Annotated in this window: 15 protein-coding genes; 9 read left to right on the top strand and 6 right to left on the bottom strand. The window is 65.6% G+C overall.

All coding sequences use genetic code 11. The features are described 5' to 3' along the window. Positions 1–425: 425 nt before the first annotated feature. A complete protein-coding gene (dnaA, locus tag GD1_RS18205; RefSeq protein ID WP_059039054.1) occupies positions 426–1,973 on the bottom strand; it encodes a chromosomal replication initiator protein DnaA in 1,548 nt (515 codons plus the stop codon). A gap of 536 nt (positions 1,974–2,509) precedes the next feature. Between dnaA and rpmH the strand changes: the two genes are divergently transcribed. From rpmH to GD1_RS18165, 9 genes are all read left to right on the top strand, one after another. Continuing rightward, positions 2,510–2,653, top strand: a complete 144-nt coding sequence (gene rpmH, locus GD1_RS24410; protein ID WP_082365875.1) for a 50S ribosomal protein L34 — start codon at positions 2,510–2,512, stop codon at positions 2,651–2,653. Between the two features lie 55 nt (positions 2,654–2,708). Then, positions 2,709–3,128 (top strand): ribonuclease P protein component, encoded by a 420-nt coding sequence (gene rnpA / locus GD1_RS18200; protein WP_059039053.1) that lies wholly within the window; start codon positions 2,709–2,711, stop codon positions 3,126–3,128. After that, positions 3,125–3,592, top strand: coding sequence for a membrane protein insertion efficiency factor YidD (gene yidD / locus GD1_RS24405; protein WP_083534374.1), 468 nt, complete (start codon positions 3,125–3,127; stop codon positions 3,590–3,592). Before rnpA ends, yidD begins: the two co-directional genes overlap by 4 nt. Positions 3,593–3,595: 3 nt before the next feature. After that, positions 3,596–4,867, top strand: coding sequence for a membrane protein insertase YidC (gene yidC, locus GD1_RS18190; RefSeq protein ID WP_059039052.1), 1,272 nt, complete (start codon positions 3,596–3,598; stop codon positions 4,865–4,867). A gap of 76 nt (positions 4,868–4,943) precedes the next feature. Continuing rightward, complete coding sequence (locus GD1_RS18185) at positions 4,944–5,702, top strand: Jag family protein (protein ID WP_059039051.1); 759 nt, start codon at positions 4,944–4,946, stop codon at positions 5,700–5,702. A 158-nt stretch (positions 5,703–5,860) separates the two neighbouring features. After that, complete coding sequence (gene rsmG / locus GD1_RS18180; protein ID WP_083534372.1) at positions 5,861–6,607, top strand: 16S rRNA (guanine(527)-N(7))-methyltransferase RsmG; 747 nt, start codon at positions 5,861–5,863, stop codon at positions 6,605–6,607. A 99-nt stretch (positions 6,608–6,706) separates the two neighbouring features. Beyond that, entirely contained in the window at positions 6,707–7,666 is a 960-nt protein-coding gene (locus GD1_RS18175; protein ID WP_059039050.1) for a ParA family protein, read from the top strand. A 74-nt stretch (positions 7,667–7,740) separates the two neighbouring features. After that, positions 7,741–8,814 carry a ParB/RepB/Spo0J family partition protein gene (locus GD1_RS18170; protein WP_020790916.1) on the top strand — a complete coding sequence of 358 codons (1,074 nt, stop codon included), beginning with the start codon at positions 7,741–7,743 and terminating at the stop codon, positions 8,812–8,814. A 146-nt stretch (positions 8,815–8,960) separates the two neighbouring features. Continuing rightward, positions 8,961–9,779: a hypothetical protein gene (locus tag GD1_RS18165; protein WP_053777274.1), complete on the top strand. Its 819-nt coding sequence runs from the start codon at positions 8,961–8,963 to the stop codon at positions 9,777–9,779. A 167-nt stretch (positions 9,780–9,946) separates the two neighbouring features. On the opposite strand, the gene GD1_RS18160 is transcribed toward GD1_RS18165, so the two are convergent. The 5 genes from GD1_RS18160 to GD1_RS18140 form a co-directional block, all read right to left on the bottom strand. After that, positions 9,947–11,104: an N-acetylmuramoyl-L-alanine amidase gene (locus tag GD1_RS18160; RefSeq protein WP_020790917.1), complete on the bottom strand. Its 1,158-nt coding sequence runs from the start codon at positions 11,102–11,104 to the stop codon at positions 9,947–9,949. A 215-nt stretch (positions 11,105–11,319) separates the two neighbouring features. Continuing rightward, positions 11,320–11,658 (bottom strand): thioredoxin, encoded by a 339-nt coding sequence (trxA, locus tag GD1_RS18155; RefSeq protein WP_020790214.1) that lies wholly within the window; start codon positions 11,656–11,658, stop codon positions 11,320–11,322. 56 nt (positions 11,659–11,714) lie between these two features. Next, the gene (trxB, locus tag GD1_RS18150) at positions 11,715–12,710 is read right to left on the bottom strand and encodes a thioredoxin-disulfide reductase (protein WP_053777296.1); all 996 of its coding nucleotides are present in this window, start codon (positions 12,708–12,710) and stop codon (positions 11,715–11,717) included. Positions 12,711–12,859: 149 nt separating this feature from the next. Beyond that, positions 12,860–13,603: an RsmA family anti-sigma factor gene (locus tag GD1_RS18145; RefSeq protein WP_059039061.1), complete on the bottom strand. Its 744-nt coding sequence runs from the start codon at positions 13,601–13,603 to the stop codon at positions 12,860–12,862. A gap of 156 nt (positions 13,604–13,759) precedes the next feature. After that, positions 13,760–14,136, bottom strand: a 377-nt coding sequence (locus GD1_RS18140) for a sigma-70 family RNA polymerase sigma factor (RefSeq protein ID WP_157079546.1), incomplete at its 5' end; no start/stop codon positions are given.

The raw sequence follows: 14,136 nt of genomic DNA, 5'->3' as shown, positions 1-14,136 counted from the left end.
TGACGGGTCGGTGGCGATGGTGTGGCATGTGGATGATTTTTGTCATTCACCCTCCGTCCACTGATCGTGCACAGTGAGGGCCTCGGATCCCCACACGTCATCCACAGTTTTGTGATTCGCAAAAGCCCAGGTCGCATCGAATGACAAAAAGTCGGTGGATCCGGTCGGATCCACCTGGATCCGCGTCTCGAAGGCTCGCGCGGAGATCGAGGGTTGGGCGGCCGGCGGCTGTCTCGGGGTGAGTTCTCGACGGCGTGCAGATGCGTGGTGGCGTCCCGGCCGGCGGGCCCCATCGGGCACGGATCCGCGCGCGATGACGAAAAAAGGGCGCCCCCTTGCTCGCGGGGGCGGGCAAAGGGGCACAGAGAGGCACTCAGGGGCCGTTACGGGCATTTCCCGAGGTGGGCCCGGGACCCGATGTGGCGTCAGCGGTCGGCGCGCTGCTTGATCCGGGCGGTCAGCTCCTGGACGTGGTCGTAGACCTTGCGGCGCTCGGCCATCTCCTTGCGGATCTTGCGCTCGGCGTACATCACCGTGGTGTGATCGCGATCGAAGGTCTCGCCGATCTTCGGCAGCGACAGATCGGTGAGCTCACGGCACAGATACATCGAGATCTGACGGGCCTGCGCCAACGAGCGGGCCTTGCCCGGCCCACGCAGTTCGTCGACCGAGATGTCGAAGTACTCGGCGGTGATCGCCAGGATGCTGGCCGCGGAGATCTCCAGCGTGCCGTCGTTGGGCAGCAGGGCCTGCAGGACGACGTCGGCCAGGGATTTGTCGAGCTCGGTGTTGTTCAGCGAGGCGAACGCGGTGACACGGATCAGCGCGCCCTCGAGCTCGCGGATGTTGCGTTCGATCTTGGAGGCGATCAGCTCGAGCACGTCGTCGGGGACGGCGATGTTGTCCATCTGCGCCTTCTTGCGCAGGATCGCGATCCGGGTTTCCAGATCCGGCGGCTGGACGTCGGTGATCAATCCCCACTCGAACCGGGTTCGAAGCCGATCCTCAAGTGTCGCAAGCTGTTTGGGCGGACGATCGGATGAGATCACGATCTGCTTGCTGGTGTTGTGCAGCGTGTTGAAGGTGTGGAAGAACTCTTCCTGGATACCTTCCTTGCCGATCAGGAACTGGATGTCGTCCACCAGCAGCACGTCGACGTCACGGTAGCGGCGTTTGAACGCCACCCGCCGGTCGTCACGCAGCGAGTTGATGAAGTCGTTGGTGAACTCCTCGGTGGAGACGTACTTCACCCGCATACCCGGGAAGAGACGTTGCGCGTAGTGGCCGGCCGCATGCAGCAGGTGGGTCTTGCCGAGACCGGACTCACCCCAGATGAACAGCGGGTTGTACGCCCGGGCCGGTGCCTCGGCGACGGCGACCGCGGATGCGTGCGCAAAGCGGTTGGAGGCACCGATCACGAAGGTGTCGAAGGTGTACTTCGAGTTCAGGCTCGCCGGCGAGGCGGCCGGAGTCGGCGTCGCGGGACGCTCGGCGAAGTAACTAGACCAGTCCGCACCGGCCGGGGCCGGTCCGACCACACCGTCGGCGGCAGGTCGTGCGGGCGGGACGTGATCACCGACACCGTCGGATCCCGCGGCCGGAACGGCGGTACTCGCCGGGACCTGGGATCCGGGTGCCGCGGCCGGCGACTGTGCGGGTGTGTCGGCCGGGGTGTGTTCCTCGACAGGCGGTGGGGTGGCGGTCCGCACACCCAGATCGACCGGTTGTCCGAGGTGACGGCTCAGCGTGGTGCGGATGGTGTCGCGCAGATTGCGTTCGATCTGCTCCTGCACCAGCGGCGTGGGCACGGTGAGCAGGGCGAACCCCTCGGCCAGGGTGAGCGGCTGAACCAGCGACAACCAGGCTTTTTGCTGGCGGGTCAGGGGTTCGTGGTCGCCCTGGGCGGAATCGTCGTTGAGTTCGGCGACGACACGTTGCCACACCTCTCCGAACGAGTCACGATCTGACGTCACGTTTGGACCCTCCTGCCCGGCGCGGCGGGGCACACTTCTTCACCTTTGCCGGCGACGACGAAATTACCAGTTACCGGTCGACGTGGATGTCACCATGCGGTGGGAGACGACGACTTGTCCACAAACTTATCCCCAGCTGTGGACAAAGAGGTGGATGGGGCCACGAACCGCGGGATGACAGACTCCATCGACCGCGCGCCGTGAGCGCTCGGAGCGACGGTAACAGAGGAGTTCTCGGCCGCCAAAGACATCCGGCCCGGACTCGTCCGAACGGATCACGCGCACCCGCTGTGGCCAGCGACTATGGCGCTCGTTTGATTTGCGCGGTGCGCTTGAGTAGTCTCGACTGGTCATCCAGGTCGCGGACTTGCGCGGTGGATTGTGCCGTTTTGCCCGGTCAGAGGTCTTTGCCGGACAGATCGGCGGGGTCTGCCAACCGGCATCAGCTCGGCACCGCCCCAGGATAAGCAGAGACCAACACAGGATGTGGGAATCGCGCGCTACCGGCGTGCCCACAGCGGACACAAGGAGTCATCGTGGCCAAGGGAAAGCGCACTTTCCAGCCCAACAACCGTCGTCGTTCTCGTGTGCACGGCTTCCGTCTGCGTATGCGGACCCGCGCCGGCCGCGCAATCGTCAACAGCCGTCGTACCAAGGGCCGCGCGAAGCTCACGGCCTGATCTCGATGCACGCCGCCGGTCGTGACCTCTGGTCCGACCGGCTTCGTGATGCTCGATGATGTCGGCCGGTCATCGGATCTCTCGTGGATCCGACTTTGCCCGCACGCTCAAGAAGGGCGTGCGGGTATCGACGCATGATCTGGTGGTCAGTGTCGCGGTGGTTCCCGCGACCTGGCCGGATCCTGCGCGTCGTCGTCGTGATGTCGCCATGATCGGCGGTCCCTGGTTGGGCCTGATCGTCAGCAAGTCGGTCGGATCCGCCGTCGTGCGCCACCAGGTGGCACGTCGCCTCCGCGCTGCGTTCGCATCGGTGATCGACCAGGTACCGGCCACCGAGTCGTATGTGGTGATCCGTGCCCTGCCCGGTGCGGCGACACTCGGCAGCCCCGAGCTCGCCGCCCAACTGTCCGAGGCACTCGGACGAGGACGGATCCGACGGCTCGCGCCCTCGGCCGACGCCGAGGTCCCGGTATGACCGGCACCGCCCCCACCCGGCCCCCATCGGCAACCGATCCCTCGTCCTCCGACACGGATCCCGCCGTCACGGGCACCGACCGGTGGGCGGCGGTCCGACGTTTCCTCCACCTGTTGCCGCGGCGCAGCGTGATCTTCCTGATCGAGCTCTACCGCACCTGGATTTCCCCGATGCGTCTCCCGACGTGCCGCTTCGAGCCCACCTGCTCGGGGTACGCGGTCGAGGCGCTGACCCGACACGGCTTCTTTCACGGAGGCGCCCTCGCGGTGTTGCGACTCCTGAAGTGCGGGCCGTGGCACAAACCTGGATATGACCCGGTACCCGAGCGTGGGTTCCGGCATCCACCGCAGGATCCGTCGGTCCGCTCCTCCTGGGAGGACGAGGCCGACGACGACGCGGATCCGAATCGTGGTCCATCCGAGGGCGACAGCGTTCGCGCATCTACGGAAGTGAGGGATTTCTAACCCGTGCTGAACTTCATCTATTGGCCGGTCTCCGCGATCATGTGGTTCTGGCATTGGTTGTTCGACTTCATCACGCCCAATTCCCCGGGCGGTGACGGAGTCGCGTGGGCGTTGTCGGTGGTGTTCCTGGTGTTCACCCTGCGCGCGATCCTCTACAAGCCCTTCGTGAAGCAGATCCGCACCACGAAGAAGATGCAGGAGATCAATCCTCAGCTGCAGGCGATCCGCAAGAAGTACGCCAAGGATCGCGTGAAGATGACCGAGGAGATGCAGAAGCTGCAGAAGGACCACGGGTTCAATCCCCTGCTCGGCTGCCTGCCGATGTTCCTGCAGATCCCCGTCTTCATCGGTCTGTTCCACGTGTTGCGGTCGTTCAACCGGACCGGTACCGGTATGGGGCAGCTCGGCATGTCGCCGGAGGAAACCCGTAACGTCGGCAACTACATCTTCAATGTCGACCAGGTGCAGAACTTTCTCGACGCGCGACTCTTCGGTGTGCCGTTGTCGTCGTACATCACCGAGCCGAAGACCGAATGGGCGGCGTTCGTCCAGCCCGGGTCGCCGATCGACTTCACCCGCCTGAACATCACCCTGGTCGTCATCCCGATGATGATCATCGCGTCCATCGCCACCCACATGAACTCGCGTGCTTCGGTGGCACGTCAGCCCGAGGCCGCTCTCGAGAACCCGCAGACCCGCATGATGAACATGCTGGCGCTCTACGTCTTCCCGCTGGGCATCCTGCTCACCGGACCGTTCTTCCCGGTCGCCATCCTCCTGTACTGGATGAGCAACAACATCTGGACCTATGGTCAGCAGCACCTGGTCTTCGGCAAGATCGAGAAGGAAGAAGAAGAGGCACGCCTGGCCAAGCAGGAGAAGCTCAAGGCCAACGCACCGAAGCCCGGTGTGAAGCCCGACCGCTCCAAGAAGGCCATCGGAGCCACTGCGACCGAGTCGAGCGAGGACGAGAAGCCGGCGACGACGGCGTCGGATCCGAAGGAATCGGTCCTCGGCAAGCTGTCCTTCCTCAAGCGGGGTTCCGCTGCGGAGGCGCCGGCCACCCCGGCCACCCCGGCCACGACCGAGGACCAAGCGGATCCCGCGGATGAGGAGGACGGCGGTGACGGGGACTCCTCCCCTACCCCATCGGCCAAGCCGCGTCCGGGTCAGAAGCCGGCGAACAAGGCCGGCCAGAACGGGCCACAGAATCGTCAGGGCCAGAAGAATCGTGGCGGCGGCAAGAAGGGCGGCCGCAAGGGCGGCCGTCGCTGACTTCCCGCCCAGGCGGGAGCGCCCGATTCGGGCCGACAGACTTGACAGGTAAGAGCAAGAGTTAGGTGGAACTGAGATGACAGCCGAGACCGCGACCCAAGGCGATCCGGACGTGACCGAGAACGTCATCGCCGATGAGTCCGTGACGAGCGAGCCCGCGACCGGAGAGGGCGAGTCGAACGCCTCCGAGACCGCAGTGACCGACGCCGAGGACTCCTCGACCGAGCAGGACGACGCCGACGACGTCGTCGACGAGGATGACGACGACTCGGAGGACGCCGAGGCCGACGATTCTGATGATGACGAGGACGACGAGGACGACGAGGACGACGAGGACGACGAGGACGACGAGGACGACGAGGACGACGAGGAGGATCGTCTGGTCGAAGAGGGCGAGATCGCCGGCGACTACCTCGAGCAGCTCCTCGACGTCCTCGACTTCGACGGCGACATCGATCTGGATGTCGACGGTGACCGCGCCGTCGTCAGCATCGACGGTGGTGATGATCTAGCGAAGCTGGTCGGCCGTAAGGGCGAGGTGCTCGATGCCCTGCAGGAGCTGACCCGTCTGGCCGTGCAGCAGGCCACCGGTGATCGCAGTCGCCTGATGCTCGACATCGCGCGGTGGCGCGCCGATCGTCGAGAGCGCCTGGCGCGACTCGGCACCGAGGTGGCCGAGCGGGTCCGCGACAGTGGCGAGCGTGAAGCGCTGGATCCGATGACCCCATTCGAGCGGAAGATCGTGCACGATGCGGTCGCGGCTGTGGATGGAGTCATCAGCGAGTCCGAAGGTGCCGAGCCCAAGCGTAGGGTTGTCGTCATCAAGGTCGACTGACTTACAGGCAAACGAGGGAGTCCCGGTTTCGACCGGGACTTTCTCATTTTCGGGGTCAGAAATTACATTGGTGTGATTAGCGCTGTTTCACGTGAAACGGCGCTCCGGGGGAACTGAGAGGATCACGGTTTCACGTGGAACATGACGAGAGTCCGGTAGTGGATGAACGCGGGGACGTCTCCGACGTCGACCCCTCCCCTCCCCCATCGGCGGCAACAGTCTTCGGCGATCGTCTCGATCTCGCCGTCCGGTATCGCGACATGCTGGCCACCGCCGGCATCGAGCGGGGATTGATCGGACCGCGAGAAGTTCCTCGACTCTGGGATCGGCACATCGTGAACTGTGCCGTCCTGGGCGAGGCGATTGCGGAGTCGTCGTCGGTCGTGGACATCGGTAGCGGCGCGGGGCTGCCGGGCATCCCGCTCGCCATCGCACGCCCCGATCTCACCGTGACGCTCGTCGAGCCCCTGCTGCGTCGGGCCACCTTCCTCGAGGAGGCGATCGCTGACCTCGGAATCGATGTCCGCGTGATCCGGGGCCGGGCCGAGGAGAAGGCGGTGCGTTCAGCGATCGATCCGGCCGATGTGGTCACGTCCCGTGCGGTTGCCCCGCTGGAGCGACTGGCCGGCTGGTCCACTCCCCTGATCCGGGTCGGGGGACGACTCGTCGCGATCAAGGGTTCGTCTGCCCAGGACGAGATCGAGCGGGATCGGGTGTCCGCCGCGAAAGTCGGGCTCGCCGAGCTCTCTGTGGTGGTGTGCGGTGAGGAAGTGTTGGAGGTACCGACAACGCTCATCGTCGGCGTCAAACAGGCCGGGTTCGAATTGAAGTCCCGCCGCAAACGTGGCGGGACGGCAGGGGTGGCCGCGACGTCGGACACGTCTGACAAGAAGTTCAGGAGGTAATTGGTGCGGATCGGTCGCAGGGCGCAGAATAGAAGGGCGTCATCTCAGTCCTCCGAATTTCCCGGAGGCGGACAATTGGACGGGCAAAGGAGTCCCAGCGTGGTCGACAAAGGCCAGCACGTTTCACGTGAAACTTCGAGAAAGAACTCGGTGCCCACGCCGCACAACTCCTTCCATGACACCCCGATCGCCGCTGCGGCCGCACGCGCGAGTCAGGTCCTGACTCCCGGCGCATCAGGTCAGCTCCCCCGCCCGATCAACACCCGCGTCATCACCGTTGCCAATCAGAAGGGCGGCGTGGGTAAGACGACCACGGCAGTCAACCTCGCGGCCGGACTGGCCGTTCACGGGCTGAAGGTTCTGGTCATCGATCTCGATCCGCAGGGCAATGCCAGCACGGCCCTCGGGATCGATCACCGGGCTCCCGACATCGCGTCGGTCTACGAACTCCTCCTCGGTGAGGTGGACATCCGCGAGACGGTCAAGCAGAGCCCCAACCACGAGAATCTCTACTGCGTACCGGCGACGCTCGACCTGGCCGGCGCCGAGATCGAACTGGTCTCCCTCGTCGCCCGCGAGAACCGACTCCGCAACGCACTCAACGATCAGGCGATCGTCGACTACGGCTTCGACTACGTCTTCATCGATTGCCCCCCGTCGCTGGGTCTGCTCACGGTCAATGCGATGGTGGCCGCCCGCGAGGTGCTGATCCCGATCCAGTGTGAGTATTACGCCCTCGAGGGTGTGGGCCAGTTGCTCCGGAACATCGAGCTCGTCCAGGCGCACCTGAACAAGGATCTGCACGTCTCGACGATCCTGCTCACCATGTACGACGGACGCACCAAACTCGCCGATCAGGTCGCCGAGGAAGTGCGCCGCCACTTCGGTGACAAGGTGCTTTCGACGATCATCCCGCGCAGCGTCAAGGTGTCCGAGGCACCCGGTTACGCGATGACGATCATCCAGTACGACCCGGGTTCACGTGGAGCGATGAGCTACCTCGACGCAGCACGGGAACTGGCATTGCGCGCCAACACCGCGGAGGCCGTCACGCCCTGAGCGTGTGTGGCGCCGAGAGCTGCCACTCCCCTCCCCCATCGACTTCCACCCCCGTACTTCCCGAGAGGAATCCCGTGAGTTCCAAAGAGACCGCACATCGCCGTGGAGGCCTCGGCCGCGGATTGGCGGCCCTGATCCCGACCGGTCCGGCCGACGGTGAGATGTCGGAGGCACCGCGTCTGGGAGCGGCAGCTGCCGACGTGGTGATCGGCGGGGGAAGTACCGCGCCGGCACCGGCAGCGACCAACGGCTCCGCCGTGAAGGAAACCACGACGACGCCGGCACCGGATCCGATCCCCTCCCCCGCTGTCGGGACGGTGGACGAGGTCGGTGCCGTGTACCGCGAACTCGCGCCGAAGGTCATCCAGCCGAACCCGCATCAGCCGCGTTCGGTCTTCGATGAGGAGGCGATGGCGGAGCTGGTCCACTCCATCAAGGAGTTCGGTCTGATGCAGCCGATCGTCGTGCGTCGGCTCACGGAGCCGGTGGACGGCATCGAATATCAGATCGTCATGGGTGAGCGCCGGTGGCGTGCGAGCCAGGAAGCGGGTCTCGAGGCGATCCCCGCGATCGTTCGAGAGACCCCCGACGGCGACATGCTGCGGGACGCACTGCTCGAGAACATCCACCGTGCCCAGCTGAATCCACTCGAAGAAGCCGCCGCGTATCAGCAGCTGCTCGACGAGTTCGACGTGACACATGAAGAACTGGCAAGCCGTCTGGGACGGTCGCGACCGGTGATCACCAACATGATCCGTCTGCTGAAGCTGCCGATTCCGGTGCAGCGACGCGTCGCCGCCGGCGTTCTGTCCGCCGGTCACGCTCGCGCTCTCCTGGCTCTCGAGACCGGGAGTGACGCTCAGGAGCTGCTCGCGGCGCGTATCGTTGCCGAGGGGATGTCGGTGCGGGCGACCGAGGAAGCGGTCACCTTGGCCAACCGGGGAGACGGTCCGATGCCCGGGAACCCGGCCGCGAAGCGTAAGCAGATGCAGATGCCGGGGCTGCAGGACGTCGCCGAGCGCCTCTCCGATGGCCTCGACACCCGGGTGACAGTGAGTCTGGGCAAGCGAAAGGGCAAGATCGTGGTCGAGTTCGGATCCGTCGACGACCTCCAGCGCATCGTCGGTCTGATCGACCCCAAGCAGTGATTTGACGGTGGAATTCTCCCAACCAACCACACGCGGAAGTTACGTCACAGTGACACAACGAAGTGTTCGCATGCTGAGCAACGTCGAAACGAGTTGCCGCACTGCTACTTTCGGTTTCCGCGCCATTTCGACCCGGGTGGCCTGACATGGATCCCGTGATTTCTCGACTGAGCCTCGAATCATTCGAGTCGCTACCGCCCCACGCACGCCGGTGCATCTTCTGGGAGGTGGATCCGACCACCGCCGCGGCGTCGAGTTCGGCGGGGTGTGGCCCGGAGATCGGAGCCTACGAGAGCGAGTTCGACAAGGAGGCGTGGATCTCCGCGGCGTTGCTCGAATGGGGTGCTTGCGGACAGATCGCCACCGATCGTGGCACCGGTGTGGTGGTGGGTACTGCGTTCTATGCCCCGCCCGGTCGTGTCCCACGCTCACGCCTCTTCCCCACCTCGCCGGTGAGTGCCGACGCGATTCTGCTGACGGCCATCAGTACCGAGCCCGGTTACGAGGAAGTGGCGGTCCCCCTGCTCGACGCCGTGGTGACCGATCTCGTCCGCCGTGGCGTTCGCGCCATCGAGTCGTTCGGCATGGTGCGCAGCTCCGGTCTTCCGACGGCGTCTGACTTCGATGTCGATGCCGGCATCCCCGGATCGCGGCCACTCCCCGACATCAGCGCATGGTCGGACGAGGAGATCGTGAACGTCGCCCGCGAGATCCTCGACTATCCGCAAGCCGACCTGTGCACCCAGTGCATGATCGACGCGGCCTTCCTCAAGGACTCGGGATTCGACGTCGTGGCATCCCACCCTCGATTCCCCCGCTTCCGGCTGGAGCTCGACGAAGGTCTGGGCTGGAAGTCGGAGGTCGAGGGAGCACTGGAGAAGCTGGTCGTGATGGCTGCGATCGACCTGGCGGGCCGGGAACGCACCTTCGCTCCGATCGGCCGCCGACAGGGCCCCACAGGCTGAGTACGGGCGTACCAGAGCTGGGCCCGGACGCCGATCGAGTTGCCGGTGGCGGACGCAGCCGGGTGTCGTCACCTCAGATGGCCGGCACCGCACGCACAGACAGATGACGAAGAAGGCCCGACGGCGAGTGGATCTCGCCGTCGGGCCTTTCTCGTGGATCGGATGTGTCAGGAGATCTCTTCGGCCGCAAGCAGATCGGCAAAGGTGTAGGTACCGGTCGGCCGGTCGTTCTCACCGAGGAGATACAGGCGTTTGACGGCGACGAGGATCGCCTCGGCGATCACATTGCGGTAGTCGGGATCCCCCAGGATCTCCGCATCGTCAGGATTGGTGATGTAGCCGACGTCGATGAGTGTCACCGGCATCCGGGTGAGACGCAACAACTCCCAGGTGCGTTCGTGGCTGCGGCAATCGGTCAGCGGTGTCCGCGCGGCCACCTCACGCTGGATGAACCCGGCGAGGTTGCGGCCGATGGTCGAGTACGAGCCGTGGCTGTTGCCGAAGTAGAACGTGGCGACGCCGTTCGCAGACGGGTTGGGGTAGTGCCCACACCGCAGCGAGATCATCAGATCGGCGTCGATCATGTTCGCGACGCGGGCGCGCTCATCGTCGCCGGGACGTCCACGGCCGTCGTGGGAGAGGAAGGTCTCCATGCCCGCGGCGGCCATCCGTCCTTCCAGACGTGCGGCCAGATCCCACAGCAGACGGCTCTCCAGCTCGGCGGTGGGCCCGTCGGACAGATCGTGCAGGCCTCCGGAGCCCGGGTCGATGACGATCCGCTTACCGGACAGCTGGGGCCCGGAACGGCGTACGTGCTCTTCCTGACGGATGGCGTAGGGCGAACCGCCGGTGACGCGGGTTCCGAGGCGATCGAGCGAGCGCAGGGTGGCCGGTCCGCAGATTCCGTCGGCGGCCAGACCGTACTCACTCTGGTAGAGACAGACGGCGTCATGCGTGGTCTCGGCGAACACGCCGTCGACGAGGCTCGTGTAGTAGCCGAGGTTCTGCAGTCGGTTCTGCAGGGTGGCGACGTCGTCTCCCACCATGGGCGCCGACAGCCGGTACAGCAGGACGCGGGCGCCGAGCTGATAGGAGGCTTCGCGCAGCACGCGGTAGGTGGACGGTCCGACGACGCCGTCGACGATCAGGCCGCGCTGCTGCTGGAAGGCGCGGACGGCGTGATCGGTGTCGTCGTCGAAGACGTCAGTGGCGGGTACGTGGGCGGCGTGTCGGCCGCCGGTGGTGGCGAGCAGGCCCTGTCCGGCGAGGATGGTGCGGATCTCGGCGACAGCCGGTCCCTGATCCCCCAGTCGGAAAAGTGGCATGCTCAAACTCCTCAGTCGCGTCGGACGCGACATCGTCCCCGCCGATCATCGTTGTATGCCCTTCCCAGACGGAAATGGCAGGCGATCGGACCACGAGCATTCTTTCAGCTTCGCTCACGTGGACCAAACCGATCTAGATCACATCACCACAACGAACGCCGCCACCAGCGACGATGCCGGTGGCGACGGTCGATTGTCATTCGAAGAACTGTGGTTCAGGCCTTCGAACCGACGACGGATTCGAGATCGCGAAGAATCGCGGCCTTACCCTTGGCGCCGACGATGGTCTTGGTCGGCTTGCCGTTCTCGAACAGGATCATGGTGGGGATCGACATGATCTGGAAGTCGCGCGCGGTGCCCGGGTTGGCGTCGACGTCGACCTTGGCGACGGTCAGCTTCTCCGCGTGATCGGCGGCGATCTCCTCGAGGACCGGTGCGACCATGCGGCACGGGCCGCACCAGGTGGCCCAGAAGTCCACCAGGACCGGCTTGTCGGAGCCGAGGACGGCCTCGGCGAAGGTGGCGTCGGTGACGGCGACGGTGTTGGCTCCCATTGAGCGTTCCTCCTTGTAGAAGTGTGTGATCGGGGGTAGACGTGCGGGGCGGGGCGTCAGTGCACCGCGTCGACGGTGACGATCTCGCCGTCGATCGGGGTGGCCTCGACATCGCCTTGTTCGGCGAGCCAGCGCTCGGCGTCGATGGCGGCCGAACAACCGCTGCCGGCGGCGGTGATGGCCTGCCGGTAGGTGTGATCGACCAGGTCACCGGCGGCGAAGACACCCGGCAGCGAGGTGTAGGTGGTGCGGCCCTGGACGCGCACGTAGCCCTCGTCGTCGAGGTCGACCTGACCACGGACCAGCTCGCTGCGGGGGTCGTGGCCGATCGCGACGAACATGCCCGTGACGTCGATGGTCTCGGTGTCGCCGGAGCGGGTGTCGATGAGCTCGAGGCCGGTGACCGAGCCGTCGCCGATGACCGACTTGATCGCCGAGTTGGTGACGAAGCGGATCTTGTCGTTGTTGCGGGCGCGGTCGAGCATGATCCGTGACGCACGGAACTCGTCGCGGCGGTGGATCAGGGTGACCGTCCGGGCGAACTTGGTGAGGAAGGTCGCCTCCTCCATGGCCGAGTCGCCGCCGCCGATCACGGCGATGTCCTGGTCCTTGAAGAAGAAACCGTCGCAGGTGGCGCAGGCGGAGACGCCGCGGCCGAGGAGTTCCTGCTCACCTTCGACACCGAGGTAGCGGGCCGCGGCACCCATGGCCAGGATGACGGCGCGGGCGCGGTGGGTCTCGCCGCCGGCAACGATCTCCTTGACCTCACCGGCCAGCCGAAGTTCCTCGACGTCCTCCATGCGGAGGTCGGCACCGAAGCGAATGGCCTGCTCACGCATCTCGTCCATCAGGGCCGGGCCCTGGATGCCGTTCTGGAAGCCGGGGAAGTTCTCGACCTCGGTGGTGGTCATCAGTGCGCCACCGAACTGGGTTCCCTCGAAGACGATGGGGGCGAGCTCGGCGCGAGCCGCATAGATCGCCGCCGTGTATCCGGCAGGTCCGGATCCGACGATGATCAGGTCGTGGATCTGCTGGCTGTCTGACTGGGTCAATTCGTCCTCCGTGTGCATGGACTCGCAGCCCGCGAGCGGGCTGCGTGTACCGGCTTCCAACAACAGGGTATGCGGAGATGTTCCCCTGGTGGGGCCGCCGGTGCCGCTGTACGGCGCTGAACGCACTGTCCAACCGACCCGTCGGCCGCTCACCTGCCGATGACCGTGCTTGACCGCGTCGCAGGGTTGCCGGTGTCACAGTCGTGGCCGACGACCAGCGCCAGGAATCGCCCGGCGGTTCCGGTCGAGAGCAGGATCACCACCTGTGGAATGCCGTCCAGTGTCACCTCCCCCGACCCGAGGACGGCGGTGGTGTCGGGGATTCCATTGGCCGCCGTGCAGCGTCGGAGCGCCTGGGGTGAGGAGAACGGCGCACCATCGGTACGGCCGAGTACCGACAGCACCGCCGCCGCATCGGGTGGGGCTGCCGGCGTCGATAGTTGAGATGGTGAGTTGTTCGATTGTGGCACAACACTATTGGTGTCCGGACGCAGGAACACCACGCCGATGGCGACGACAGCTACCACGATCGCAGCGGCCGCGCCGAGGACCGCGAACATCCGCCCGGACCGACGTCGTCGGCGATCGGTGAGCGAGGACGATCCGGCGGCGACTTCGGCGCTGATCGCGGCGAGGGTCTGCTGTGTACGGGCATCCACCCAGTCGGGCACCGGCTGCGGGTCGACCGGGAGAGACTTCAGGTCTTCCCGGGTACGGGCCAGCGCATCGAGTACCGCCTGTGCGCCGGGATCGTCGACGATCCGTGCTCGGATGTGCGCACTGGTGCGCTCGTCGAGGACACCGGCGTCGAGGTCGGCGAGAAGTTTCACGGGAAACGGTGGCTCTGGCAGAGGGTCTTCTGCGGAGAACGACGATGCGTCCTCATCGTTCATCACCACTCCCCTCCCCTCGCCGCACGGCCGGTCAACGCGTCGGGTGACGCGGTCATCATGTCAGTGTCCCCTGTCGTCACGTGTGCATCTGATCTCTTGGACGCACGCGAGGGCGTGATCGGTTCCGTCTGATCCAGGATTCGTGCGAGATCGGATTCACGGGTCACCGGTCTGGAGATGGCGGAGCAGGTTGGCGAGTTTGACCCGTCCCCGGGAGCACCGTGACTTGATGGTGCCGTGCGGAACTCCGAGACGTTCGGCCGCCTCGGCGACCGTGTAGCCCTCGAGGTCGATGGCCACGACCGCGGCACGCTGGTCCGGTGGGAGCTCATCGAGCGCCCGGTCGATGCTCACCGCGAGGTCGACCCGTCCGAACTCGTCCGCGTCGTCCGACAGTGCCAGGGTGTCGAACTCGGGTAGCGGAAGCGTCCGACGGCTTGCGTTACGCCGCAGCCGATCCAGCGCCGCGTTCACGACGATGCGATGCAACCAGCTGGTGACCTTGGCGTCGGCCCGGAAGGTGTGTGCGGTGC

The sequence above is a fragment of the Gordonia desulfuricans NBRC 100010 genome (assembly GCF_001485495.1).
Classification (GTDB): Bacteria; Actinomycetota; Actinomycetes; order Mycobacteriales; family Mycobacteriaceae; genus Gordonia; species Gordonia desulfuricans.
The sequence above is the reverse complement of the archived record's forward strand: the minus strand, read 5'-3'. Positions and strand labels throughout refer to the sequence as shown.